29 protein-coding genes and 1 pseudogene are annotated in these 23,742 nt (G+C 50.3%); 15 read left to right on the top strand and 15 right to left on the bottom strand.

Annotation, left to right across the window (positions count from 1 at the left end; translation table 11 throughout):
• Positions 1-21 precede the first annotated feature (21 nt).
• Positions 22-1,062, top strand: a complete 1,041-nt coding sequence (locus ACZ49R_RS05795; RefSeq protein ID WP_464732329.1) for a M24 family metallopeptidase — start codon at positions 22-24, stop codon at positions 1,060-1,062.
• Here the strand turns inward: ACZ49R_RS05795 and ACZ49R_RS05790 are convergent.
• Positions 1,059-1,895 (bottom strand): spermine/spermidine synthase domain-containing protein, encoded by an 837-nt coding sequence (locus ACZ49R_RS05790; protein WP_464732328.1) that lies wholly within the window; start codon positions 1,893-1,895, stop codon positions 1,059-1,061. The genes ACZ49R_RS05795 and ACZ49R_RS05790 overlap by 4 nt on opposite strands.
• Before the next feature lie 92 nt (positions 1,896-1,987).
• Between ACZ49R_RS05790 and ACZ49R_RS05785 the strand changes: the two genes are divergently transcribed.
• Positions 1,988-2,284 carry a hypothetical protein gene (locus ACZ49R_RS05785; protein WP_011762484.1) on the top strand — a complete coding sequence of 99 codons (297 nt, stop codon included), beginning with the start codon at positions 1,988-1,990 and terminating at the stop codon, positions 2,282-2,284.
• On the opposite strand, the gene ACZ49R_RS05780 is transcribed toward ACZ49R_RS05785, so the two are convergent.
• Complete coding sequence (locus ACZ49R_RS05780) at positions 2,276-3,703, bottom strand: HD domain-containing protein (RefSeq protein WP_464732327.1); 1,428 nt, start codon at positions 3,701-3,703, stop codon at positions 2,276-2,278. The two genes, ACZ49R_RS05785 and ACZ49R_RS05780, sit on opposite strands and share 9 nt — an antisense overlap.
• 51 nt (positions 3,704-3,754) lie before the next feature.
• Between ACZ49R_RS05780 and ACZ49R_RS05775 the strand changes: the two genes are divergently transcribed.
• Positions 3,755-4,831 (top strand): geranylgeranyl reductase family protein, encoded by a 1,077-nt coding sequence (locus tag ACZ49R_RS05775; RefSeq protein WP_011762486.1) that lies wholly within the window; start codon positions 3,755-3,757, stop codon positions 4,829-4,831.
• Here ACZ49R_RS05775 and ACZ49R_RS05770 read toward each other — a convergent pair.
• Positions 4,796-5,914, bottom strand: a complete 1,119-nt coding sequence (locus tag ACZ49R_RS05770) for a tyrosine--tRNA ligase (RefSeq protein ID WP_011762487.1) — start codon at positions 5,912-5,914, stop codon at positions 4,796-4,798. The two genes, ACZ49R_RS05775 and ACZ49R_RS05770, sit on opposite strands and share 36 nt — an antisense overlap.
• Positions 5,915-5,965: 51 nt before the next feature.
• Here ACZ49R_RS05770 and ACZ49R_RS05765 point away from each other — a divergent pair, with 51 nt between their 5' ends.
• Together ACZ49R_RS05765 and ACZ49R_RS05760 are read left to right on the top strand one after the other, a co-directional pair.
• Positions 5,966-6,439 (top strand): DUF371 domain-containing protein, encoded by a 474-nt coding sequence (locus ACZ49R_RS05765; protein WP_464734101.1) that lies wholly within the window; start codon positions 5,966-5,968, stop codon positions 6,437-6,439.
• Between the two features lie 21 nt (positions 6,440-6,460).
• Entirely contained in the window at positions 6,461-7,150 is a 690-nt protein-coding gene (locus ACZ49R_RS05760; RefSeq protein ID WP_464732326.1) for a diacylglycerol/polyprenol kinase family protein, read from the top strand.
• On the opposite strand, the gene ACZ49R_RS05755 is transcribed toward ACZ49R_RS05760, so the two are convergent.
• From ACZ49R_RS05755 to ACZ49R_RS05745, 3 genes are read right to left on the bottom strand one after another with little or no spacing between them, the layout of a single operon-like run.
• A complete protein-coding gene (locus ACZ49R_RS05755) occupies positions 7,129-7,473 on the bottom strand; it encodes a PIN domain-containing protein (RefSeq protein WP_011762489.1) in 345 nt (114 codons plus the stop codon). The genes ACZ49R_RS05760 and ACZ49R_RS05755 overlap by 22 nt on opposite strands.
• Positions 7,470-8,195 carry an NAD(+)/NADH kinase gene (locus ACZ49R_RS05750; protein ID WP_464732325.1) on the bottom strand — a complete coding sequence of 242 codons (726 nt, stop codon included), beginning with the start codon at positions 8,193-8,195 and terminating at the stop codon, positions 7,470-7,472. Before ACZ49R_RS05750 ends, ACZ49R_RS05755 begins: the two co-directional genes overlap by 4 nt.
• Positions 8,196-8,239: 44 nt before the next feature.
• A complete protein-coding gene (locus tag ACZ49R_RS05745; protein WP_464732324.1) occupies positions 8,240-10,084 on the bottom strand; it encodes an aldehyde ferredoxin oxidoreductase family protein in 1,845 nt (614 codons plus the stop codon).
• Between the two features lie 162 nt (positions 10,085-10,246).
• Here ACZ49R_RS05745 and ACZ49R_RS05740 point away from each other — a divergent pair, with 162 nt between their 5' ends.
• A complete protein-coding gene (locus tag ACZ49R_RS05740; protein WP_464732323.1) occupies positions 10,247-11,290 on the top strand; it encodes a radical SAM protein in 1,044 nt (347 codons plus the stop codon).
• Positions 11,291-11,310: 20 nt separating this feature from the next.
• Positions 11,311-12,999, top strand: coding sequence for a dihydroxy-acid dehydratase (gene ilvD, locus ACZ49R_RS05735; protein ID WP_464732322.1), 1,689 nt, complete (start codon positions 11,311-11,313; stop codon positions 12,997-12,999).
• A gap of 120 nt (positions 13,000-13,119) precedes the next feature.
• Here the strand turns inward: ilvD and ACZ49R_RS05730 are convergent, their stop codons facing one another.
• Together ACZ49R_RS05730 and ACZ49R_RS05725 are read right to left on the bottom strand one after the other, a co-directional pair.
• Positions 13,120-13,356 (bottom strand): winged helix-turn-helix domain-containing protein, encoded by a 237-nt coding sequence (locus ACZ49R_RS05730; RefSeq protein ID WP_464732321.1) that lies wholly within the window; start codon positions 13,354-13,356, stop codon positions 13,120-13,122.
• On the bottom strand, positions 13,332-13,706 hold the full coding sequence (locus ACZ49R_RS05725) for a hypothetical protein (RefSeq protein ID WP_464732320.1): 375 nt from the start codon (positions 13,704-13,706) through the stop codon (positions 13,332-13,334). Before ACZ49R_RS05725 ends, ACZ49R_RS05730 begins: the two co-directional genes overlap by 25 nt.
• Positions 13,707-13,799: 93 nt before the next feature.
• Between ACZ49R_RS05725 and ACZ49R_RS05720 the strand changes: the two genes are divergently transcribed.
• Both ACZ49R_RS05720 and ACZ49R_RS05715 read left to right on the top strand, forming a co-directional pair.
• On the top strand, positions 13,800-13,952 hold the full coding sequence (locus tag ACZ49R_RS05720; protein WP_464732319.1) for a hypothetical protein: 153 nt from the start codon (positions 13,800-13,802) through the stop codon (positions 13,950-13,952).
• A gap of 48 nt (positions 13,953-14,000) precedes the next feature.
• On the top strand, positions 14,001-15,035 hold the full coding sequence (locus tag ACZ49R_RS05715; protein WP_464732318.1) for a DUF488 domain-containing protein: 1,035 nt from the start codon (positions 14,001-14,003) through the stop codon (positions 15,033-15,035).
• Between the two features lie 231 nt (positions 15,036-15,266).
• Here ACZ49R_RS05715 and ACZ49R_RS05710 read toward each other — a convergent pair whose 3' ends face one another.
• Complete coding sequence (locus tag ACZ49R_RS05710) at positions 15,267-15,491, bottom strand: hypothetical protein (RefSeq protein ID WP_464732317.1); 225 nt, start codon at positions 15,489-15,491, stop codon at positions 15,267-15,269.
• On the opposite strand from ACZ49R_RS05710, the gene ACZ49R_RS05705 reads away from it, so the two are divergent.
• Positions 15,477-16,022 carry a serpin family protein gene (locus ACZ49R_RS05705; protein WP_464732316.1) on the top strand — a complete coding sequence of 182 codons (546 nt, stop codon included), beginning with the start codon at positions 15,477-15,479 and terminating at the stop codon, positions 16,020-16,022. The genes ACZ49R_RS05710 and ACZ49R_RS05705 overlap by 15 nt on opposite strands.
• Before the next feature lie 130 nt (positions 16,023-16,152).
• On the opposite strand, the gene ACZ49R_RS05700 is transcribed toward ACZ49R_RS05705, so the two are convergent.
• Genes ACZ49R_RS05700 through ACZ49R_RS05690 form a run of 3 tightly spaced genes read right to left on the bottom strand, consistent with a single transcriptional unit; the run spans position 16,153 to position 17,731 of the window.
• Positions 16,153-16,356, bottom strand: coding sequence for a hypothetical protein (locus ACZ49R_RS05700; RefSeq protein WP_464732315.1), 204 nt, complete (start codon positions 16,354-16,356; stop codon positions 16,153-16,155).
• 15 nt (positions 16,357-16,371) lie between these two features.
• Complete coding sequence (locus ACZ49R_RS05695) at positions 16,372-16,611, bottom strand: hypothetical protein (RefSeq protein WP_464732314.1); 240 nt, start codon at positions 16,609-16,611, stop codon at positions 16,372-16,374.
• Between the two features lie 40 nt (positions 16,612-16,651).
• Positions 16,652-17,731, bottom strand: coding sequence for a hypothetical protein (locus ACZ49R_RS05690; RefSeq protein ID WP_464732313.1), 1,080 nt, complete (start codon positions 17,729-17,731; stop codon positions 16,652-16,654).
• Between ACZ49R_RS05690 and ACZ49R_RS05685 the strand changes: the two genes are divergently transcribed.
• Positions 17,715-18,323, top strand: coding sequence for an METTL5 family protein (locus ACZ49R_RS05685; RefSeq protein WP_464732312.1), 609 nt, complete (start codon positions 17,715-17,717; stop codon positions 18,321-18,323). The two genes, ACZ49R_RS05690 and ACZ49R_RS05685, sit on opposite strands and share 17 nt — an antisense overlap.
• Here the strand turns inward: ACZ49R_RS05685 and ACZ49R_RS05680 are convergent.
• Positions 18,317-19,722: pseudogene (locus ACZ49R_RS05680) on the bottom strand (TrpB-like pyridoxal phosphate-dependent enzyme). The gene ACZ49R_RS05685 and the pseudogene ACZ49R_RS05680 overlap by 7 nt on opposite strands.
• Positions 19,723-19,864: 142 nt before the next feature.
• Between ACZ49R_RS05680 and ACZ49R_RS05675 the strand changes: the two are divergent.
• The gene (locus ACZ49R_RS05675; RefSeq protein ID WP_464734073.1) at positions 19,865-20,158 is read left to right on the top strand and encodes a transposase family protein; all 294 of its coding nucleotides are present in this window, start codon (positions 19,865-19,867) and stop codon (positions 20,156-20,158) included.
• Positions 20,159-20,248: 90 nt separating this feature from the next.
• Here ACZ49R_RS05675 and ACZ49R_RS05670 read toward each other — a convergent pair whose 3' ends face one another.
• Positions 20,249-20,449: a hypothetical protein gene (locus ACZ49R_RS05670; RefSeq protein WP_464734072.1), complete on the bottom strand. Its 201-nt coding sequence runs from the start codon at positions 20,447-20,449 to the stop codon at positions 20,249-20,251.
• A 45-nt stretch (positions 20,450-20,494) separates the two neighbouring features.
• Here ACZ49R_RS05670 and ACZ49R_RS05665 point away from each other — a divergent pair, with 45 nt between their 5' ends.
• A complete protein-coding gene (locus ACZ49R_RS05665; RefSeq protein ID WP_464734071.1) occupies positions 20,495-21,499 on the top strand; it encodes a prohibitin family protein in 1,005 nt (334 codons plus the stop codon).
• Positions 21,496-21,834 (top strand): MarR family transcriptional regulator, encoded by a 339-nt coding sequence (locus ACZ49R_RS05660; RefSeq protein ID WP_011762502.1) that lies wholly within the window; start codon positions 21,496-21,498, stop codon positions 21,832-21,834. Before ACZ49R_RS05665 ends, ACZ49R_RS05660 begins: the two co-directional genes overlap by 4 nt.
• On the opposite strand, the gene ACZ49R_RS05655 is transcribed toward ACZ49R_RS05660, so the two are convergent.
• Entirely contained in the window at positions 21,835-22,350 is a 516-nt protein-coding gene (locus ACZ49R_RS05655; protein WP_464734070.1) for a hypothetical protein, read from the bottom strand.
• Positions 22,351-22,706: 356 nt separating this feature from the next.
• Between ACZ49R_RS05655 and ACZ49R_RS05650 the strand changes: the two genes are divergently transcribed.
• Complete coding sequence (locus ACZ49R_RS05650; protein WP_464734069.1) at positions 22,707-23,741, top strand: NOG1 family protein; 1,035 nt, start codon at positions 22,707-22,709, stop codon at positions 23,739-23,741.
• The last annotated feature ends 1 nt before the right edge of the window (position 23,742 follow it).

Below are 23,742 nucleotides of genomic sequence, written 5' to 3'. Positions count from 1 at the left end.
AACCGTATGTACTAGGCTGTAGTGAATAATCTGAAAAAACTAGTAAAGGCTTTTGCAGACAATTACGACTACCTTGTTTTAACAAAAAGCCCCAATCTTGCATACGCCGTTGGCATGCCAGATGCCGTAGGCCTACTTCTAGAGTTAAACACCGGGTTTTCTACACTCTATGTATCGCGGCTAGACTATACACGGGCTAAAGCCATAGCACAGGTAGACAAGGTGGTAGCTATATCATCTACAGAGGTGCCTCCTAGGAGGCCAGGAGAGGAGTTAGTTATTGTAAAAAACTTTGCCGAATTTATAAAAGAGATCTCAAAGGGGAAGAGAGTGGCGTCTGATAACAAAGAGTTAGGCGTAGATGTCTCTGAAAGTATTGCAGAATTAAGAGCAATTAAGGAGAATTGGGAGGTAGAGCTCATAAAAGAGGCCTTGAGAATCACTGAGGGTGTCTATAGGAAGTTGTCTGAAAAGGAATTAATCGGCATGAGAGAACGCGATGTAGCTGCCTTGATATATAAGTGGTTTGTGGAAGACGGTGCAGACGGCGTCGCCTTCGATCCAATCGTAGCATCGGGGCCTAACGGCGCATATCCGCACTATAGGTTTGGCGATAGGAAGATATCATACGGCGATTATATAGTTATCGACATTGGCGCGAAGAGGGGAGTCTATTGCTCAGATATGACTCGGACATTTACAACAGGACACACAGGGGTGTTAAAAGACGCCATATATGCTGTATATGAAGCTATTAAAGCAGCTGAGAAAACAGCTAGAGAGGGCGTTTCAGCTGCCGATGTAGATAAAGCAGCACGAGATGTAATCGCCGAGTATGGATTTTCTCAATATTTCATTCACTCGACAGGACATGGCGTTGGCGTGGAGGTACACGAGAGGCCTAGACTTTATGCCGCTTCTAAAGACGTTTTAAAAAGAGGCAACATAATCACCATAGAGCCTGGAGTTTACATAGAGGGCGTCGGCGGAGTGAGGATAGAGGATATGGTATATATCGACAGTAGCGCCATAGTCCTCAATAAACTTCCCCACATCCTCTAGCGTTTTCTTGCATATATACCATAGCCCTCCTTTACTTTCTCTATGACAAAGCCTGTGCGTTTCAACCTTTCAACGACTCCTCTGTATGGGTTTAACCCCCTATATTTCATACCGCTCTGACTCACATAATGAAAGAGCCCTCCGCCTCTTCTTAACAGCCTATAAAAATCTCTATATAGAGATTCTGAATAGAGCCGTTGTGTTGCATAACTAAGCCGCGGCGGGTCGTGTATTATATAGTCAAATGCACTATCTCTAAGTGTTTCAGCAAAAGAGATACAATCGCCCACGGCTATATCGACTTGCGGAGACCATAGTTCTCTGCTATATGGGTTAAACATTGCAAGAGTCAGTACGTTTGTGTCTAGCTCTACAGTAATTATGTGTCTCGCGCCTTTTTTCAAGGCCTCTATCGTCGTATAGCCCAGCCCTGTGCAACATTCAAAAACGCGTCCCCGCGCCTTTTCGATTTTATACGCCGTAATTGTCAGTGGGTTTTCCAACACGCTGTGCATAGTTATTCCATCTATCATCAACGTAGGGGCCCACCCTCTGTTAAACACACACAGTTTATAAAAACGCGCCCCCGCTATAGATAATTCACGCCATTTGTCTTCTATCAAAGCATAGACCTCACAACTTTCTTCATCTACGTCAGGCAGTTCGTCAAGAGAAATCTCATATTCAATCCCGTTGTAAGAGAAGCGGGCGGCGTTGCCAACATATCTCACTGGGCTTTTTGACCTCTCTAGATCAAACGACACGACATCACGTTTATTGTACAAATCCTCTATTTGCCACCTAGATATGACAGGCACTATTACAGGACCCACAGAACTACGATGAAGTTAATATTTTCAACCTACTCTCCCACCTACACTCTTTGTAACTCCTGGAAATATATTTGGACACTATTACTTCTCGTATGTATGTTCAATACATCCGCTTCTCTCCAATCGGCGAGTACCTAAGACTTGTAATTCTCAGGAGACTTTCGAGGGGACCCGCCAAGATAGAGGAAATAAACGAATTGGCTAAGAGGGTTGTTCAGAATGTTGGTATAAAATACGACTGGCGAATCTGGCCGGAGCTCCTCAAGAAAGAAGTTATTATTAAAGACGGCGTAGTTGAAATAACGCACTTCGGTAGATGGATTTTCGAACAGACAAGCGAGGAGGTGGCAGAGTACATAAAGAGGACTCTTGGGATAGATCTAGGCTAAGATCCTCCTTACTGTAAGATCCATTAAAGGTTCTAACACAGACTTTAGGCTTTCGATAGCGTAGTTTCCACACTTTTTGAATACGTCTTTTTTAACATAGAGAAAAATATGCGGCGCCCTTTTCCACGCCTCATTAATAGCTTCTACAAGTGGCGAGATTTTTGAAATAGCTATGGGACCCATGGCTGTTGTTATATACAGATCCTCGGCATATGGGTCAAAGCTTACGTATGAAATTAAAACATCGTCATAAGAGAGTCTGCACTTTTCAAATTCCCCGAGTTCTACATTTAGCCTTTCTACAAGCTTCTTCTTCAGCCTATCTACTAAAGCCCAATGCAACGGCCCTAGCTTGTCAATCGTCTCATTGAGTCTGCCGGGGTCTTTAAAAATCTCTATAAAGTCCTTTTCTCTTTTCCACAAGGGAATATATTGAAGCGGCTTTCTAGAGAGAAGATCTCTAAATCTCGTATCGCGAGTGAATACAGATATGAAGTAATCGTCTGTAGCTTTCCATAGCTCCTCTTCGTTAAGCTGGCCCGCGATAAAACGTGCGAGATCGCAGAGATATTGGCATATGATTTCGTCGCCTATACCCTCTGTACATCTTGCAATATTGTCCGCCACTATGTTACGTGCAACCTCTGTAAATAAGACAGTTTTGTGATGAAGATACACATGCCTATAAAGGTTATACCTAGTTATGAGATAGCCCTCTAGATTTACTCTGGCTTTTTCGTTAAATTGAAATCTACCATCGACGACCTCTAGGTTTTCAATAATTCTCTCGAGGTCTATATGTGTAAAACTTGTGCCCACGGCAGCGCCTGTAAAGTACATATCGCGCATTATATAGTCTAATCTATCGGCATCTAACACTCCAGATAATATGTAACTCAACAATGAGTATCTCCTATCTTCTTTGAAGAGTAGACTCTCTATGAGTTTGGGATCATAGCCCAATTCAGAAAGCTTAGGTGCTATCTTTTCTATAAGAAGTTTAGTAGTCACCTCATGTGGTTTACTTACGTCAAACTGTGCTATATCTATATCAATACAACCTCTCTTAGACGCCATATGTAATAACTCTCTTGTTAACACCTCAAAGGAGTGAGAAAAGGGGAGATGGCCTATGTCGTGTAATAACGCTGCGACACGGAGATGTCTAAGTGCATCCTCATCAAAATCGCCGGTTATATTAAGGACTCTCTCGCCTATCAAAGTCGCTATATGCATAACCCCCAGGCTGTGGTCAAACCTAGTATGTGTAGCAGTAGGATAGACCAAATAGACAAAGCCAAGCTGTTTTACATATCTCAGCCTTTGTATAAACGGTTCGCCGTCTATCAGTTTCACCTCCTCTTCTGTAAGTTTTATAAATCCATGTATAGGGTCTCTAATCGCTTTTTTATACTGCATAATCGAAATGGTTTGTGTATAAAAATACAAAAAACTTAGCTATCTTCCTATGTGAATATAGCAGTGATAGGCGCAGGTCCGGCCGGCCTTTCTTTTGCATCTAAATACGGCGATGCCGATGTATTTGAGGAACATAAAGAAGTAGGCCTTCCACGTCATTGTACAGGTCTTGTAAGTGGTTCTGCCGCTAGAAGGGTTGGCATACCCAACAGCCTCATTCTAAACCAATATAGAGAATTAACAGTCACAGATTTGGAAGGTCGGCGTATCTATTTCAAAATGAGAGATTCGGTACTTCTAGTCGACAGACCTGGATTAGAACAGTGGCTTGCAGAAGGAGTACGCAAATTATATTTAGGTAAAAGAGTCGTTAACATAAGCAAAAATTACATATACACATCCGACGGATCTAAACACGGCCCTTACGACTACATCGTGTTGGCTGAAGGCTCTGCTAGAAGGTTTGCACGTGCATACGGCCATGTCGTAAGATTACCCGGCCTCCAGGTCGACGTCAAAAGCAGTATTGACATACACGGCATTATTGTTGTGTATAATCAGAAACTATCTAAGGCTTACTTCTCTTGGATAGTTGAACTAGACAAGGGCGTCTTCAGGGTGGGACTTGCCGACGTCTGTTGCACAGTTGAGAAATTAAACAAGCTGGTTAAACTTATCAACGGACAACCCATCGACAAACCATTTGGCGGAGGGGTTCTAGCAGGCCCCCCATTGAAACGTTTAATAACTGGCCGTGTGACATTGGTAGGAGACGCCGCAGGTTTTGTCAAACCACTTAGCGGCGGCGGTATTACACTCGCCATTTATAGTAGCCAAATGGCAGCTAAAGCTATAGCAAGAGGAACTCCTACGTTATATGAAGACGACACTTTATTGCTTAGATTAAGGCTTAGAACTGCCTTCCTTGCGTTTAGAATCCTCTATGGGTGGAGATTTGTAGAACGTGCTATACATCTCCTAAATGGTGGTGAGTATGTGGCAGTGGACTATGACGACCACATAAAGACTCTCTTAGCCGCGGCTTTGACAGACCCCCGATCTATACGTGTTGTAAAAGAACTGTTGAGATACCTAGCGAGTAATCGTAATATTTTTCATCTCTTCTAGTAACTTAGCGCCAGGCCCTTGGAAGTATCTATAGACAGGCTCAAGAAGAGTAATAAGCGCCTCGCTTGTCGCAGTCTTTAAATCAGCGGGGTGTACTCTGCCATCACGGTATAACGCCTCTAACTCTTCGTAACTCCATACTTCTAAATCGCCACCATATTGCGCGGGGCGTTTTATAACAAGCGGCGTCTTCCTTTTTTCGCGAAATGCAGATATACGAAGGAGTTCTAGTACAGGATTGTATTCGGTATCGCGCGGCGGGCAATAAGCCTTAGCTATCTTCTGCCGTATTTCATCTGGACTATCGTGAACAAAAATCGCGCTCTGTGGAATACTCTTGGACATCTTCATCTCACTAAGCTCCTCTCTGCTACTAGGTTTTGATGTAATATTAAGCGCAGGCAGTAACTTATGGTGTAGCGCCACAGGCTTAATTCTCTTCCCATCTACCTTCAGGGGGTAGAACCTTATTTTGTCTGCTACCTGTCGCGCGAGTATATGCGCTCTCCGTTGGTCAATACCGCCATGTGGTATATGCGCCTCTAGTGCAAAAACGTCGGCTACTTGGAGGGGCGGATACACTAAATAAGCAAGCGGTATGGACTCCCCCATTTTTCTCCCCAAGATTGTTAAACTGTGTCTTACTTGCGACAGCGTCAAATGTCGCGTTATATCCATCAGCAAAAGCCAATATTCGTCATTATGATGGTACAATTCTGATCCAAGTATAAACCTGGTGGCGTCGGGATCGCCGCCTAACACCTCAATAATCTTCTTAAATGTCTCAACATAGTATGTAACTGCGACTTTTCTTATGATGTCTAAATCGCCGCCTAGCTTATTATTAAGCCAAGAATGTATATCAGCTAGGAAAACCTGCGTTTTCACACCCGCCTTCTGTAAGTCTACTACTTTTGACATACTGACAACTCCAGTCCCTATGTGGATAAACCCGCTTATTTCAAATCCAATATAATGGTTTAATTTGTAGCCACTTTGAAACAGCTCTCTGAGCTCTTCAACTGTAATAACCTCTTCAGTGGGATATTTTAAGACTAGGGATATTCTCTCTTCAATATCCATGGAGTGTAAGAACAACCTCTTTTAAGATTTTGTCTACAAGAGTGCCATGGGATAGCTCCAATCTATATAGAGTGTATTGAAAAAATTCGGAGAGGAGAGGCTTTTCAAGACTCCTTTATAGCCAGAGGACACGAGAACATAACTGCCAGAAATAGGAGGACGCTGGAGTTTACAAAAGACCCCTATGTTACAAAACGCGGCGATTGTATCGTAGCTTGTTGCGCCGAGAAAGCCGCAGGAGAGCTAAAGCCGGAAGTTCTTAATGCCTTAGCTTTAGACGGCGTAGTTGTAATCATGATAGAAATTGTAAACACACTAGATATAGTCGTAGGCGAAACCCCTCGTGCGATTCCCACATCTCTATGGCGCATAGTGGTGAGAAAAAGCAGATATGTAGACGAGGCCACAGTTGCTATCGCAGTAAATAAGGCGGCGGCCGACCTGAACAAGACGTTGGTGGCTATGTTAAAGAGGGGTGTCCCTGTTAAAATCACAGTTGGCGTTTGTTTACAGCGAGATTTTTAAATAGCACCGTTAGCTAGCTCTATGTCGAAGTTTTCAGAGCTACGCGCTCTTCTCGCCAGGAAGATTTTTCACGTTATTTTTGTATTACTTTTGGCGGTGCCGGTATTTGCCCAAATCCCCGCGGAGCCCTATATTGCATTTCTCGCTTTTGTAAGTGGGATAGTGTATTCAATACAAGTAAAAAAGCCGTATATGTGGGAGGAGTTTCGACAAAACTTCTTCAGGACTATAGAAGAGATTTTCGACAGACTAGAGATATTACTACCGCTAGACAAACCGGAGCTTAAGACACAGTATCAAAACGCTGTGAGACAGCTAGAACAACTTATAGTAACGGCGGAACGCGACTACGAAAAGAGACATGGGTATCTGGGCATACTCATGGGCGCTGTCGGATTCTTAATCACTCTAACAATATTTGGAAGTTCTCACATCACCGTCTCGCTTGTGAGCATGGCTGTTTATGACGCCATTAGCGCCATAGCGGGAACTGTGTTTGGTGGAAAAAGAGCACTTGGCAAATTAACTATATGGGGGACCTTTTCTGGCGCTATCTGCAACATCTTGGCTCTTACCGCTGTTGAAGTACCTCCGCTCAAAGCTACTGTAATCACAATATTTGTAGTAATTGCCGATGCACTTAGTTATGAAGATAATTTGACAATACCTATCGCCGCTGCCGCTGGCTCCTATCTCTGCGACCTCCTGTAGAAGACGCCCTCCACTTTTATGCCTAATTTTTTAGCAACAGTAGCTAATCCGCTGTCGTCAGTGACAAGAACACATCCCTTCTCTAAGGCCAGGACAATTAACGAAGCGTCTGCACGAGAGAGGTGGCTAAATTTTTTTACGATATCTCTTATTCTCTTCTCATCTACTTCTACGACTTCTATATGCAAGATGTCTAGAACAGCTTGGGCTCTGGGGTCTTTCAACTCCTCCGCTACCTCTCTAGTTGTATACAATATACCAGAAAATATTCTCAAGTCTCTGCCATGTATAAACGCTGAAGCGTCTAGTACAAAACAATTCATAGACTTCTTAACCTCTCCACAACTCTATTAAGAAACCGAAACTCTCCAAAAACGGCGAGTTTGAGTTTCTTCTTTCCCCTCCTAATTTCAAAACTCTTCCCACGTCGTCTTTCCCTACCGTCACACACAAGCACAGCCTCTTCTGCAGTCTCTATAGTGAGACTGTCAGCAGATACTACAAGAGGTCGAAGATATAGCGTAAATGGGGCTATAAATGATATCACCATGACATTGGCACGATAATCAACAACTGGGCCAAAAGTAGAAACAACATAGCCAGAGGCGCCATGGGGGGTAGACACAATTATTCCATCGGCTCTTCCCATTACTTCCCCGCCATCGCTCTGCAACTTAAAACTGAGGAGTCTCCCAAGTTCCCTCCTATAAACTAAAAACTCATTAAGTACTACGCAATCCTCAGACTCAAGAGTTGAAAACTCTAGAATTCTGTAATTTTCCATCTCCACCCTCCTTATGGCTTCATCAGGAGAAATTGTATAATCAGAGCTCCTATAGAAGTTAACCCTCCCCATGCCTAAGTGTATAACTACTGAGTCTAAGATACAAGAACGTGTACGCAACGCCTCAAGTAGTGTACCATCTCCGCCGAAGATAAATACATGGCTATAATCACCATCGCATGTCAACTCCACAGCGCCGTATTTCCTCTTAAACTCCTCGGCCAAAGGCCTTAAATCAGGTCTGTAAAATACTGCATACACTCCCCCTAGGTAATCTAGGTTAATATATGTTGAAAAAAGAGATTTTACAAAAGGTACTGAAACTCCTCTAGACCAAGTCTCTTCAAAGTTTCATAAGTCGGCTTCCCATCGACCCAGCCCCTTATTGCGTAATACTCCTTTATCCCCTCTTCAAATGTCTTTAATGCGCCGTGGCCCTTAGCCGGGCCCGTGGGAAGCTCTTTCCTCAACCTAGGTGGCAGCTCGTCTCTTACCCACCTCCCCTCTTTTACATGAAATAGCCTCTCTATGTTAAATATACGCTCGCCTATCATAAGCATCTCCTCAGGCGTCACGTCCCATCCAAACGCCAGATTAAATAAATGTGCAAGGTCTTTTTCAAACAGCCCCTCTTTATCTAATGTGGCAAATTTACAAAATGTTACAGAGTCTGCAAGCGCCATTAAGTGTTGGGCATATACAACAAGCTCCACCTTCTTCTTTATACACTCTGACGTTTCACAAAGCGGATCGACCTTCTCCGGCACGCCGAGGACCTCCCAAGTGGGTGCGTAGGCCTCGAGATGGTCGCCGCCGCGGTTTGCAGTAACATACGCAATTGCAAAGCTCTTAAGTGCTCTTGGATCGTAGGCTGGGAAGCCCTGTCCTCTAGATCCGACAAAGGCCTCTGGCTCGCCATATTTCATAGCAAGTCTATAATCGCCTTCTGCCAACTCCTCGCCTATGCCGTCTCTATACGCCATCTTGTAGACTAAGTCGATAAGCGGAGTTGGGTCGCCCCACTCCAGCGGTATGTTTAACTTGCCCTTCTTGGCGAGTTCTATTGCAACAGCTAGGGTGTTGCCAAGAGAAATTGCGTCAAACCCCAATTCGTTTGCTAACTTCTGTAGTTTTAAAACAGCCTCTGGATTTCCAACTCCGAGATTTGCGCCGAGAGCCCATGTATTTTCATACTCATACTTAGCCTTGCCAATGAACTTGTACGGGCCGGACTTCACCTCTACCATCTGTGTACATGCAATGGGACATTGGGCACAGCCGTGTACTTCAACAACATAGTTCTGTTTGATATACTCACCAGATATCTTCTCTGCTTCTTCAAAATACCCAGTTTCAAAATTCCGCGTAGGAAGTCCCCCCACTGAATTTATGATATTCATAAGTATGTTAGTACCATAGGTATGTAACGTCTTAGCAGTAGGCCCATTTGCTATTCTCTGCGCTAGCTTACTAGTTTCTTCTATCCATTTCTTTCTGTCTACAACTAGTGAATACAAGTCGCGGGTACCCCATGCCACTATCCCCTTGAGTCTTTTCGAGCCCATGACAGCCCCTACGCCGCCTCTTCCGGCAAAACGCTCATAATCACTGAATCTAATTCCGGCTATTCTCGACAGATTCTCGCCAGCTGGGCCTATAGTGGCCACGCCTGCCTTACGCTCATCGCCTTCAAATCCAGCGTCTTCAAGCAAAGCCTTTGTCGCTGCGCCCGTCCACTTGCCCCAAATGTGCTTAGCTGGCCTTATACTTACTTCACCCTCTTTAATCAATATATAGACTGGCTCCTCTGCCTTACCCTCTACTATAATGCCATCATAGCCAGCCCTCCTCAACATGTATGCAAAATTACCTCCGGCGTTTGAGTGTGTAAGAGATCCTGTCAAGGGGGATTTTGTAACGACAGTTACCCTGCTCGTGGCAAGTGTTGCCAAACCACTTAGGGGTCCGGTGAATATGTAAAGTTTATTACTAGGCGAAAACGGATCTATCCCCCGGGGGATCTCCTTCAGAGCTAGGTAAGAGCCTAATCCTCTCCCGCCTAGGAACTTCCTCAAGACGTCTTCCTTATACACCTCTTCTGTTATTTTCTCGGTAGATAGATCTACTCGTATTACTCTAAATACAACCATACATTGTTGTTTAACGAATATTTTAAAGTATTCCTATTCTTTACGTATATTGAGTAATATTTTCTAAAATTAAAAATCTCTTATAAAAATTTAGTAACGGTAAAGATAGCTTTGACAATTTGTAAAGATATAAATGGTACAAGACGAATTCTCTATCTGGCAATGAATAGCCGCCCGGTATATAGGCTAAAGGCTGACACGCCACAGGTAGGCACTTTAGCCTTTGGAATAGTTGACAGAGGGACTAATGTATTAGAAGTAAGGCCTACAAGTCTCTGCGCCTTGTCATGCATCTTTTGCTCTGTAAACGCAGGCCCTATGTCAAAAATTAGATGGGCTGAGTATGAAGTAGAGTTAGATGCTTTATTAACGGCTCTGGAGGAAGTTGTCCACTTTAAAAAACTAGATGATATAGAAATACATATAGATGGAATGGGAGACCCGGGCCATTACCCCGAGCTTGTGGAATTAGTAAAAGGCGCAAAGTCTATACGTGGCGTATCAATTGTATCTATGCAAACTCGTCTCTATATGTTTGACGAGAATAAAATTAAAGAATTAGCGAAGGCTGGTCTCGATAGAATAAACGTTAGCTTAGATGCACTAGATACAAACCTTGCAAAAAGACTTGCAGACACCGAATGGTACAATGTCGAAAAGGTATTGCATTTAATCGAGGCGGCCCTTGGCGCCGGGATAAACGTAGTGATAAGCCCCGTATGGGTACCTGGATTAAACGACGGCGAGTTGCCAAAGATAGTCAGATGGGCTGTAGAGCACGGAGTGGGGAGGGGGGTCTACACCCCGGTCTTGATTCAGAAATATATCCCGCATAAAAGAGGGAGACGGGTTAGAGTCAGACCTATGTCTTGGGGCGAGTTTTGGAAAAAACTAAGAGAAATGGAAAAGGAACTTGGCGTGTCTCTAGTTCCAAAACGTGGAGAGTATAACATACATAAAGCGCCGGAGCTTCCAAAGCCATATAAAGTAGGTGAGATAGTAACCGTAGAAGTAACTGCCAGAGGTATATTCAAGGGGGAGATGTTAGGCGTGCCGATTACAAGAAGAGGGACGGCTGTGTTAGATAGGACTTTTACAGTGGCCTACGGCTGGAGGGCTTCCGACGAATTAATAGGGCGTAGAGTAAAGGTGAAAGTGATAGAAAACAAACACAACATCTACATCGCCAAGCCGTTGACTATATAAAGCCAAGTAGTTCCATATATATGGTAAAGGTCAGAATAAGATCTCCGGCGTGGTACGACGGCATAGACAACACACCCCATCGGTCGTATCTTCGTGCCATTGGTTTTACAGACGAAGATTTTACAAAACCGCTTGTCGGAGTCTTAGCGGCGTGGTCTGAGCTAGGGCCTTGTAATTACCACACGCTAGAGCTAGCTAAGTATGTAAAAGAGGGGATAAAAGAAGCCGGCGGCGTGGGACTCATAGCCCCCACAATAGTTGTAAACGATGGGATAAACATGGGGACTCCGGGCATGAGGTATTCTCTAATCAGCCGAGATTTAATAGCAGACACAATAGAAGCGCAGTTTAACGCCCATGGCATAGACGCATGGGTGGGCATAGGCGGATGCGACAAGACACAACCGGGCATAATGATGGCTATGGTTAGGCTAGACCTCCCCGCTGTTTATATGTATGGCGGTACTGCAGAGGCAGGATGGCTCGGCGAGCGGGAGCTCACCATAGAGGACACCTTCGAGGCAGTGGGGTCCTACCTGGCGGGGAAGATCACGCTGGAAGAGCTCAAGAGGATAGAGGAGCTCTCCTTCCCCACCTACGGCACGTGCCAAGGCCTCTTCACCGCCAACACCATGGCGATACTTTCGGAGGCTCTCGGCCTAGCCCTCCTCGGCTCGGCCTCGCCCCCCGCCACCTCGGCCAGGCGCAAGGCCTACGCCGTGGCCTCTGGACGCGCCGTTTTAAAAGCCGCCGAGCTCGGCATAACGCCGCGTAAGGTGGTCACATACGACGCCATCTACAACGCCGCCGTGACATTGTTTGCCACTGCGGGCTCTACAAACGCGATACTCCACCTCCTGGCCATAGCATATGAGGCGGGGGTGAAGTTCACTCTGGACGACTTCGACGAGATAAGCAGGAGGGTTCCCGTCATAGCCGCCCTAAGGCCGGCAGGGCCCTACGCCATGCAAGACCTTGACAGAATAGGCGGCGCGCCGAGGATATTAAAGAAGCTCTACAAAGCCGGCCTCCTCAGGCCGGAGGCTCTTACCGTCGAGGGTGAGACCATAGGCAAACTCCTGGAGAGGTGGCAACCCCCCGCCGTGCCTGAAGACGGCATCCTCTACAGCGTGGAGAAGCCCTACAAGCCCTACTCCGGCATCAGAATCCTCAGGGGCAACCTAGCCCCAGACGGCGCTGTGATGAAGATAGGCGCCGCCGACAAGCTGAAGTTCGAGGGGAAGGCCAAGGTATACAACGGAGAGGCAGAGGCCTTCAAGGCAGTAGCCGCCGGCGAGATAAAGCCCGGAGACGTCGTAGTGATAAGGTACGAGGGGCCGAAGGGCGCCCCAGGCATGCCAGAGATGCTTAAAGTCACCGCAGCCATCGTCGGCGCAGGCCTCGGCGAGGCGGTAGCCCTGGTGACAGACGGCCGCTTCTCGGGAGCCACCCGCGGCATAATGGTGGGACACGTCGCCCCCGAGGCCGCCGTGGGTGGCCCCATAGCCCTAGTAGAAAACGGAGACAGAATAGCCATAGACGGCGAGACAGGCCGCATAACTCTACAGATCCCCCAGGAGGAGTTGGAGAGGAGAAGGAAAAACTGGACGCCGCCACCCCCCAAATACTCCGGAGGACTCCTCGCAAAATACGCCGCATTGGTCCAACAGGCGGACAAAGGCGCGGTCACCGCCATACCACTGCGCTAACTCTTACAACCTTCTCAACAGCTGTCCAACACCGCCGTAGAGGCGTTTCTCTATGACGCATAGGCGCGTACGACGGCAGGGTCTGCGAGCCCAACACCGGACGTTTCTGTGCTCGACGAGCTACAGTAGCTCGCCTAGTGCCTTGTCTAGGGCTTTAGCCACCTCTACGCCTTTTTCAGTCAGCGTCACTACGCCGTCTCGCTCGACAATTAGGCCCCTCTCCCTTAGGTACTCCAGATACTCCAGGTATCTCGGGTAGTTGAGCTTGGTCCTCATGTAAAGTGCCGTCCTCCCCATGGGGCCCCTTAGCAGTAGGAGGAGGATCTTGGCGACTACGTCAAGGTCGAACTTAGCCATGTGGCCAGCCTCCTCCTCGCCCTGTAGTAGTGGGCGATGCCCCAGGCGCCGGGGATAGAGAGGACGAGGTAGAGGGGAGAGACGTAGAGCAGAGCCAGCGACGTGGCCACCGCCGCCGCCGAGAGGGGGCGGAGGGCCTTGAACCTCCTCCACCTGCAGAGGGGCCCGCGGCAGAGAGATAGGTAGAGGCCGTAGCCGTACAGGGCAACCCCAGCCCCTCCCAGCGCGACCGCCCAAGGCGGAGGGACAGACGCCTTGCCTGCAGAGATGGCGACGTCGTAAACAGCTCCGAACCCGTTGAGGAACGAGGTGTTGGATAGCGCGACAGCCGAGCGGTTGTGCAAACTCACGTTGGCGAAGCCCGCTACAAGCGTCAGGTTTGCTAACGTTGAGACGTAGATGTACGGCGCAGGGGAGATCCCCCGTGTCGGGCGTAGGGGTAAATGGTTTGCGTAATGGCGGCGTTTCCCACGACATACGGCTCCGGCCTTCCCAGCTCGCTGCGGTGGGCCGACTGTAGCATTAGCTGGAATAACAGTAACGCTACTGCCGCCGTGGAGATCGCCAACATCGTAACTAGTCTCTTCATGATCTAACAGGTTTTATCCAAGACCACTTATAAATGTAAGTACTGGTGGTACATAGTGTACACTATTGGCTACTCCGGGTTTACACCTAGCGAGTTTATGCAAGAGCTAAAGAAACGGGGGGTTGAGGTCGTGGTCGACGTTAGGAGGTTCCCACGGTCAAAGTACCCCTTTTACGCAGGCGATGCCTTGAGGTCTGCCCTGGCAGAGACAGGCATAAACTACGTATGGCTGGGAGAGCTCGGAGCTCTAGGTGTGAGGGGGCCGCGGGCCGGCTGCGTTGAATCGCACACCTTCGACGTTTACGTGTGGCGGCTCTACCACTACGCCCCTGCCCTCTTCCAACTCGAAGAGCTTGTCTCTCTGGCAAAGCGGCACACCGTGGCCATCTTATGTAGAGAGGAGAACTGGCGGGCATGCCATAGGCAGTTTCTAGCCGACTATCTAACTCGGCAGGGGCTTGAGGTGGTACACATCAGGAGGGTGGGCGAGGAGAGACATGTCCCAACGCCATGCTACAGAATGTATAACCCACCACCTCTCGACCTGGTGAAAAGGGTCTACCGCGACTTCCAGAAACTCTGCACGAACTCCTCGGTTTATCTATTCGGCGGCGCGCTGGAGGGGGGAGAAGACGTTGATGTCATCGTGTACGGCTTCGGCGGGGATTTGCCGCCGGGCTATGATGCACAAATCTTGCCGACGCCAGCCGACGATCTATTCCACTATTTCGTTACCCACACCGGCGTTTTGATATGCGGCAGGACTTACGTGATAGACCTAGAGAAAGCACTCAAAGAAGAGGTGGCGGTAGCCAAAGCAAGAGCTCACGTCTTTCTAAAATCCAGCGACCCGGTGGCCGTCTGCAAATCCGCCAAGGGGTTAGTTTTTACAGCCGCGGCATTGCTCTGCGGCGCGGCACAGGTCTACACCTGGGCAAGAGCCGCTCGTTGTCTAGCTGAAAGAGGGCTAGAGCCGCCGCCGTACTTCAAGCGGTGTCTCAGCCCACCCCCACTCCAAGAGCTGAAAAAGTGGGCTAGGTATGTAGAAACACTGGCAGACGTCATAGCACATGCCTCCGGCCACAGATGACAATCAGCTAGCCTCACGTCACCATAGACCGTCTGCCCAAGACCGACATCTGTGTTGGACACAACGGGTTTCCACACCTACGTCAAGGACGTCCGCGTAAAGACACCACGGGCTCACTCTCCTAAACTTCTCACCCAACTGCATGTAGCTAATATTGCGGCGCCAACAGATGGCTCATGTAGCATAGGCGGGGGTGTAGGTATGTACTGTCAGTACATTAGATATAAAAGGCTAAAAATGGGTCTTTGCCATGAGGCTGTGGGCTGTTCTACCGGTTGCGGTGGCTTTGGTAGTGTTGCTGATCTTCATCATGTCTCTTAAGGAGGCGTCCACGCACTCTCCTCCCACGTCTTCCACATCTGCTCCTGCGCCCCCTCTTCCATCTCTCTGGAGAGCGGTAGCTATGGCGATTTCGCCGTCAGTTTCTATAAGAGAATAGCCTTGGAGAGACTTCACGAAAACCTTGTCCTCTCGCCGTATTCCGTATATAAAGCCTTTGCCATGGCCTACGCGGGCGCGGCTGGGGAGACCAGAGAAGAGATCAGGAGGGTGTTCGGCTTTGGCGACGACGCCTGCGCCTTGGCTCAGGCTGGGCGTGGAGTCGAGGAGGCCGTGGCCGCATGGGTACAACGCGGGTTCCCGCTGAGGGAGGAGTATGAGCGGGGGCTGTCTTGTCTAGGGGCGGAGCTGAGGCGGGCGGACTTCGCGGATCGCTCCGCGCTTGTCGAGATAAACAGATGGATAGAGGAGAAGACCAGGGGGTACGTAAAGAACTTGATCCCTACTGACGCGCCCCCCTTTCAAAGAGTGGCGCCCCGGCCCTCTCCCGGGGGCTTGGGGCCCGCCTCCGCCAGACGCCGCGAGGGCGGGGCGGAGGCGAGAGGGGCACGGCCGTGCCCTGGCGTACGGGCGCGGCTGACCGGCCGGGCCCCAGGGCCGGGGGATGTGGTTCATGGGAGAAGAAAATTTACGAAGTTAAAAGTTTGATGGCCACCAGTGAGGAAAAAACTATTGTTTTGCACTCTGAAGGATGGGCCCATATGCGAAGGCGTGGGGGAGAAAAAGCTTTGAAGCATTCTTTCGGCTTTCTCGACTCATCTGCCTTACAGCGGCGCCGTCAGGCAGGTGAGTCGAAATAGTTGAAAGGGTATTCTACAGACGCGCCACACAGCCACATGTATTCGCCTACGTCTCTTAATTCTATAACTACGACAAGTTGATACCTATACGTCGGCGTTGGAGTCTGTGGAACTAGAGCCCAGTAGAGTAAGAGAGAAATCGCCATAACTATGAAAAGTGCCAAGGCCAGTTTTATTTTCACGAATAAAGTTAGGGTTTAAGAAAGTATCTTTGCTAACGCTTGTGCAACCGCTTCCGGCATCGGGAGTGTGGTTGTTACGTTCACCGGCCGTAGTCTGCCGTCGGCTACGGCAAACACAACAATGTTGACTCTCCTGTTGGCTAGGTCGGGCACTATGCCCTTTACTGTCCTCTGGGAGAGCCACTGTGCGGTCTTGTCGTCCAGCGCCGTGGCGAGGAGGTTAGTGGCCCTCAGCACGAAGGCGTGGAGCAACACGTCGCCTGTATAGTTGGCGGAGGCCAGCGCCTCTCGTGGCTTAGGATATGGCGTAGCTGGGCATATCTCCGCCGAAGGCGATAAACACGGCGTCTGGCATCTCCCTGGCGAGGGCTCCGCCGTCGCCTGTGTAAGCGATGATGCGGGTGGAGTTGGCCCTAGAGCTGGCGAAAGCCGCGCCCGTTAACGCGGCGCAGGCGGGGTCGGTGCCCGTGACTATGGCCACTCTGCCGTATCCCTTAAACAGCACGCCGCCGGCTACTCTGCCCACGGCAGATCTCAGAAACAGCGAGTCCGAGTCTGTGTACCTCCTAACGGCCTCGCCCGTCTCCCTGTCGGCCACCAACACGGGCGCTAGCGCGCCTGTCGTCACGTTTAGCCTAGACACCGTCACGTGGGTGGCGTTGGCCGACACCACATACACAAGCCTCGCCTTGACCCAGCTGGAGATCCTCGTGTCGTTGAGGACGGTCTTGAACCTGTCAGTCGCGGCGAAGGCCCTCCCGTTCACCACCAGCGCCCCCGTGAAGTTGGTCTTCGTGAGAGCCGCCAGGAAGTCCCTCATGGATCTATCCGCCACAGGCGGCGCCTCCTCCCCGCCGAAGGCTAGAAACACGGCGGCCGCCCCGGCGGCCCTAGCCGCGGAGACCTCGGGCGATGTGGCGTTGTACAGCACCAGGTACCCCCTGGAGTAGCTGGGCAGAGCGGCAAGCGACGCAGATGCGAGGGCTCCGCAGAGGACGTTTGACTGAGTCACCACCGCCACCGTGGGGAACTGGCTGAGGAAGTACCGGCCCGCCAGCGACCCCACCGACCTCCTAAGCTCCACGTCCGCCGCCGACAGCCTGGGGGCAGGAGGCGCGACAGTCGTGGTCTGCACCAACGTCTGGGTGACGGTCTGGACAGAGGTCTGCGTCACTACCGAACTCTGTGTCACCGTTGAAACCACCGTGGTTAGGGCGGGCTTGGGAGCGGCGTAACCCCCGAGAAGTGCGCCTACCGCTATTCCTATTATCAGCGTCATGGCCGTTATTATTTTCAATTTCATAGAACCAAATTCGATTTCCATTTTTAAACATAAAAAACCAGTGTGAAAAATAGCCGTGATCCCCGGAGACAAGAAGGAGCTAGAGATCTTCGTCGAGTCGCTCCCCACGTTCGAGAAGCCAAAACTCAAGCTAGAGCAGTATCCCACAGATGCGGCAATTGTTGCGACAGCCGTCTGGGATGCATATATGAGAGGCCTCCTTGTAGATGTCTTAGACTTGGGCTGTGGCACAGGGAGGTTCGCCTTAGCGGCGGCGGCCATGGGCGCCCGCCGCGTCTTATGCATAGACGTAGATGTAGAGGCTCTGGCCGTGGCGAAGAGGGCCGCTGAAGCCCACGGTCTCGATGCAGTAGATTTTCTCGCGGCAGCTGTGCCATCGCTCCCTATTGTCAAGAAATTCAGAGTGGCCTTCCAGAACCCACCCTTTGGCATATGGAGTGGCAGAGGGACAGACATTGCCTTTCTCCACGCAGCAGTGGAGCACGCAGAAGTGGTCTACACCATACACAAGCTCCCCACTCTGGCCTACGTCCGGGAGGCCGCGGCGAGGTTGGGGAGGAGGCTGGAGGTGCTGGAGAGGGCGGTCTTGAACATAAAGCCCACCTACAGGCACCACAGGAAGAGGATACACAAGGTGGAGGTCTTCCTAGCCCTCGTCTACTGACGGAGAAGGGCCTTAGCCCTGGCGATGTTCGCCATAATCTCCTCCGCAGTCGGCTCTACGTCCTGCAGAACCCCCCTCATATATTCGTCGTAAGCCGCCAGATCCAGAAGGCCGTGGCCCGACATATTGAAGAGTATCGTGACGGGCCTTCCCTCCCTCTTAGCCTGCAGAGCCAACTCCACGGCGGCTTTCACAGCGTGTGCAGACTCAGGCGCCGACACCACCCCCTCCGCCTGGGCGAACAGTCTCGCCGCCTCGAAAACCTCCCTCTGCCTGTAGGCCACCGCGGACACCTCCCCCTCTGCCACGAGCAGAGAGAGGGTAGGCGCGCAGCCGTGGTACCTCAGACCCCCCGCGTGTATGGGAGGCGGCTTGTAGCCGTGGCCCACGGTGTACATCTTAATCAAGGGCGTCAAGCCGGCGGCATCCCCAAAGTCGTATATGTACTCTCCCCTGGTCAAGGTGGGGACGGCCACAGGCTCCACAGCCACAAACCTCACATCCTTTTCGGCCTTCCCAACCCTCTTCTCGTGGTAGAAGGGCCAGAAGAGGCCCGAGAAGGAGCTACCGCCTCCGCAGGCCCCCACCACGTAGTCTGGGTAGTCGCCGAAGTACCTGATCTGCTCAGCCGCCTCAAGGCCAATCACAGTCTGGTGGATAAGGACGTGGTTGAGAACCGAGCCGAGGACATACTTCGCCCCAGTCTTCACGGCGTCTTCCACAGCCTCCGAGATAGCGATCCCCAGAGACCCCGGGTGGTTGGGGTCCTCAGCCAGGAACCTCCTCCCGGCCTCGGTCCTGTCGCTGGGGCTGGGCACCACCTCCGCTCCCCACAGTTCCATCAACCCTCCTATACGGCTTCTGGCTATAGGATGCTCTAACCATATAGATTATCGCCTTTACGCCGGATAGAGACGCGGCGAAGGCGACTGAGGATCCCCACTGGCCCGCCCCAGTCTCCGTGGTGACCCTCCCCACCCCCTCTCTCGACACGTAGTACAGCTGAGCCACCGCCGTGTTTGGCTTGTGGCTACCCGGCGGCGAAACCCCCTCAAACTTATAGTAGATCCTTGCCGGCGTCTTGAGGAGCTCCTCCAGCCTCCTCGCCCTCAGAAGCGGCGTCGGGCGCCAGAGGAGGTACACGTCTCTCACTGGGGGGTGGCACGGGGATCCACCTCTCCCGGGAAAACTCCTGCCAAATTAACTCTTTTGCAAAAAGGATCTCAAACTCCTCCGGCACGAGCCTGGCCCTCTCCTTCCCAGTCAGCTCCTTCGACAGCTTCCTTGCGAATTCCTCAGCCGCTTGGCGCATACGCACCACGAGGTCTAGGACGTCGGGGCGCTCCTCAACGACGCGCCAAGGAATTTCTATCTTTAGCGTCCTGTATGCTTGGTTCATGTGTGTGCCCGGCGCGGGGAAGAAAAACTAGTTAAAGAGACACTCTTTCAACTATTTCGACTCACCTGCCTGACAGCGACGACGTGAGGCAGGTGAATGTTTCAACTCCGGCGGAGGGCCCAGAGCGCGCCGGGCCGCGGTCGTGGTGAGCGCAGAGGAGGACATAGCGAGTCCGAGGAACCTCGCGGAGAGGTTGTTGTTCGAAGGTCTCAGGGGGCTGAGGGCGAGGCTGAGGAGGCTGGCGCAACTACACGGACTGCCCTATGTAGAGGAGCGCTTGCCTTCGACCCTCCGCCCCAGATGCGGCGCGGAGATGGAGGAGGCGGGGCGCGCCATGCGTTGCCCCTCCTGCGGCTTTGCGGCACACAGAGACGACGTGCCCACGGCGTGGACCGAAAAACGCTACTGGGAGATCCTCCAGAGGGCAAAACAATAGTTTTTCCCCCGTCCCGGCAATCACAACACTTTAACCTCGTAAATTTTCTTCTCCCATGAACCACATCCCCCGGCCCTGGGGCCCGGCCGGTCAGCCGCGCCCGTACGCCAGGGCACGGCCGTGCCCCTCTCGCCTCCGCCCCGCCCTCGCGGCGTCTGGCGGAGGCGGGCCCCAAGCCCCCGGGAGAGGGCCGGGGCGCCACTCTTTGAAAGGGGGCGTGGGAAGATCCGGCACTATATTGTACCACGACTTAGGCACCATCCATTCCTCCTGTGGAGCCCTCAGCCCCATACAGTAATGTGGTAAAGCTTTTATAAATGTGACCCCCAGGGGACTATGGCGTATATACCAGTAGAGATCAGAAGGACGCCGAATATCCCAAAGAGGGCTACGACAGTTTTTGTAATAGCCGTGTTGGCCATAGTCGCCGTAGCGGTGCTGGTATCTCTCTCCGTCTACACTCTGCCGGCAGGGGTTGTAGCAGTGGTTGTCGACCCAGTCTCTGGGACTATAAGCAAGCCTGTGGCTGGGCCGGCTATAGGCTTTAAGGCCCCTTGGGCCTATATAATTGAAGACACCTACGCCATAGAGGTGATAGAGTTCGTACAGAGGGAGAAAGCGGCAGGCCGCTGGACTTTTACAGCCCCAGAGGTACTTACGAAAGATGGCGTGACTGTGACTGTAGAGATGGTAGTTAGATATAGGATTAGGCCAGAGCGTTTTGACGAACTAGTTAAGAAGTTCCCTCAGGTGGATTACGATGACAAAGTCCTCGTGCCTAAAGCGAGACAGCTTATTCGCGATGTAATTTCTAAGGTGTCGTTAGACTATCTCATAGAAAATAGAGACGTTATAGCTAAACAGATTGAACAACAGTACAGAGAGTCTATAGAGAAGGACCCGGCAGTGGCCGGTCTTATAGATATCTTAGATGTGAATGTGTTGAACTTCATCCTTCCCCAACAGATTACTGATGCAATAAATAGGAAGGTGGCAGCCCAGCAGGACGCTATTAGGGCGCAGTTTGAGAGACAAAGAGTGGAGGAGCTAGCTAGGGCGAATTACACTAGAGCTGTCTTAGCCGCCATGGCCGAGGCTAACGCCACTATCACACGCGCCCGGGCTCAAGCTATGCAGATAATGCTTGTGGCAAACGCCACGAAAAACGCCATAGAGATGATCATAAAAGCCACAGGAGCTAACGCTACAGAAGCAACACGTATCGCGGAACTCTATCTCTATCTAGCAGGTCTCCGGGAGGTGGCCCAGACAGGAAACGTCCAAATTGTAGCTATTACAGGTGGGGGAGGCCAGATTGTGCCTGTGATACCGGTGAGATGAATAAATACCTCGCCGCGGCTCTTGCAATTATCGCCTTTGCTACAACGGTATCTATAGCATTTGTGAGAATAGCGCCGTTAGTCCTCCGCATATCTGCTATTGCCCTCATTATCGTCGGTTCACTCTGGCTATTTGAGTACATAGCCACTAGACCCCCGCCCCTCGCTAAAAGGATATTAAGTATACTAAGGGCCAAGGGACCTCTCACAGCCAGAGACGTGGCTAGAGAGCTTAACGCAGACCCCGCCGAGGTTGCACAAGCTATCCAGTATCTACTAGAGAAGGGCCTTGTTAGGAGGTATGAAAAAGGCGGGGAGGAGTATTACGACCTTTAACTACGATAGAGATGCAGTCCCACTGTAGATTTGGGCGCCTGGGGCGCCTAACAATTTGACTACTGCTTTATATCTGCCGTTGTGATAAGTAATGAATATAAGCTCTCTCCCCGTGTAGATCCTGACCATGACAAATTTAGGCGCCACAACTCCAGATACAGACTTTGCGACGTAGGTGTTGTTGCCTAATTTTACAGTGCCAGTGCCATATACCACAACGCCGTAGATCGATGTGGCGTTTCTACTTACCAGATCTACCGTAAGTACCGCGTCTATCCCACTTCCAGAGATATACAACTGTCTTGTAGAGACATATAACGTGGAATTACGCCGCTCGCCCCTAGTAGGCGTACAACCGCTAGGGCGGTGGGGCACCCAGTGGCTAGGGCCGTAAACCAGAGACGGGTTGTGGACGTACCTGGGGTTTTCAGCCCCAACCCAACCCCAGTGACTAGCGTATGTCAATACGGCGCCGAGCGCGAATATCAACGCTAGTATTACTAATGTCTTTCTCATATATTTTCAGCGTAGACTTTGTTTAAAAGCCAAACTCACTACAAGTTAATATGATAAATTGGGCAACCCCCTGGCCCCTTTCCCGCCCTAGAGGGCGGGGTTTCTACGGCCGTTGCCCCTCGTCGAGGGCGGTGGATGTCCCCCGCCAGGGCCATCTTCGAGTTGACCTGCCCAACCGTATGAGGCACACCTCTAAGTCTTTCTTCACCACTCTGCTATGAGAAATATAAGTTGCCGACCACCCCAAAGGGCGAGACCTTTAAACGTTTCACTAATGTCCGTGTTGTTTAAAAATGTGCTATTATGAGCTGTCAATGGGATTCTAAGGTTTTTATACATAAATAGCTAATCTCGCTGTGGAAGTCGTTAATAAATCCAGATTGCCGTATGTTTATTCAGCAGATGAGTTAATTTCGATGTTTTTAGCCACGTATGAGAAGGAGGAGTCTAGGGGGTCTGTTGTCGAGCCTGCCTTTATAAAGCAGAAAAGACTTGAAATTAGACGTATTGTGTCTTCTGGAAAATCTTTAGCGTCTGTCTTGAGGGGAATAGCTCTTGCTATGCCGTTTCTAGACAGACTCCACCCCTTCTACAGAGATCTTATTGACGTAGTATTTGGTACACAGACCTATAAACATGCTGTTGCAAAAATAGGCAATGCTCACGTGGCTATAAAGGCTATAGCAAGAGAGAGTATAGCAGCTGTACGTGCCGCCTCTGATAAGGGGGGCATATATGCCGCACGGAAGATGTATCGTGGTAGAGTTATAGATCTTATCAACGATTTAAGACCTGAGCTTGACAAATTACGAGAAATTGTACTTTTTCTACGGAAGTTACCCGCCATAGACCCTACGCTGTTCACCATAGTGGTAGCAGGAGCGCCTAACGTTGGAAAAAGTAGTTTTGTTCGTTGTGTCTCTTCTGCAAGGCCTGAAGTAGCTGAGTACCCTTTCACTACAAAGCAGATACATGTAGGCCACATTCGCTTAAGGGGAGATATAGTTCAGATTATAGACACGCCAGGTCTCTTAGACAGGCCTTTGAGCGAGCGCAACGTAATTGAGAAACAAGCCATATTGGCGTTGCGGCATCTTGCAGGTGCAATAATTTTTCTGATTGACCCCACACCGCATAGCGGCTTCTCAATAGAGATGCAGTTAAATCTCTATCGCGAAATCACGGCGAATTTCTCGGCCCCCGTAGTGACGGTGGTTAACAAAATAGATATTGCAAACTCTGAGGAGTTAGAGCGGGCGAGGTCGCTATTTACGCCTATCGGCGAGGTTTCGACAATAAATTGTAGAGGTACTAGCGAGGTCGTTAATTATGTACTCAACAAATTCTACGTACCTATAGCCTTAGAAAAACTAAAAGCGGCGAGGAGATAAG

It is taken from the genome of Pyrobaculum organotrophum (assembly GCF_055384425.1).
This window is presented reverse-complemented; position numbering and strand designations above follow the sequence as displayed.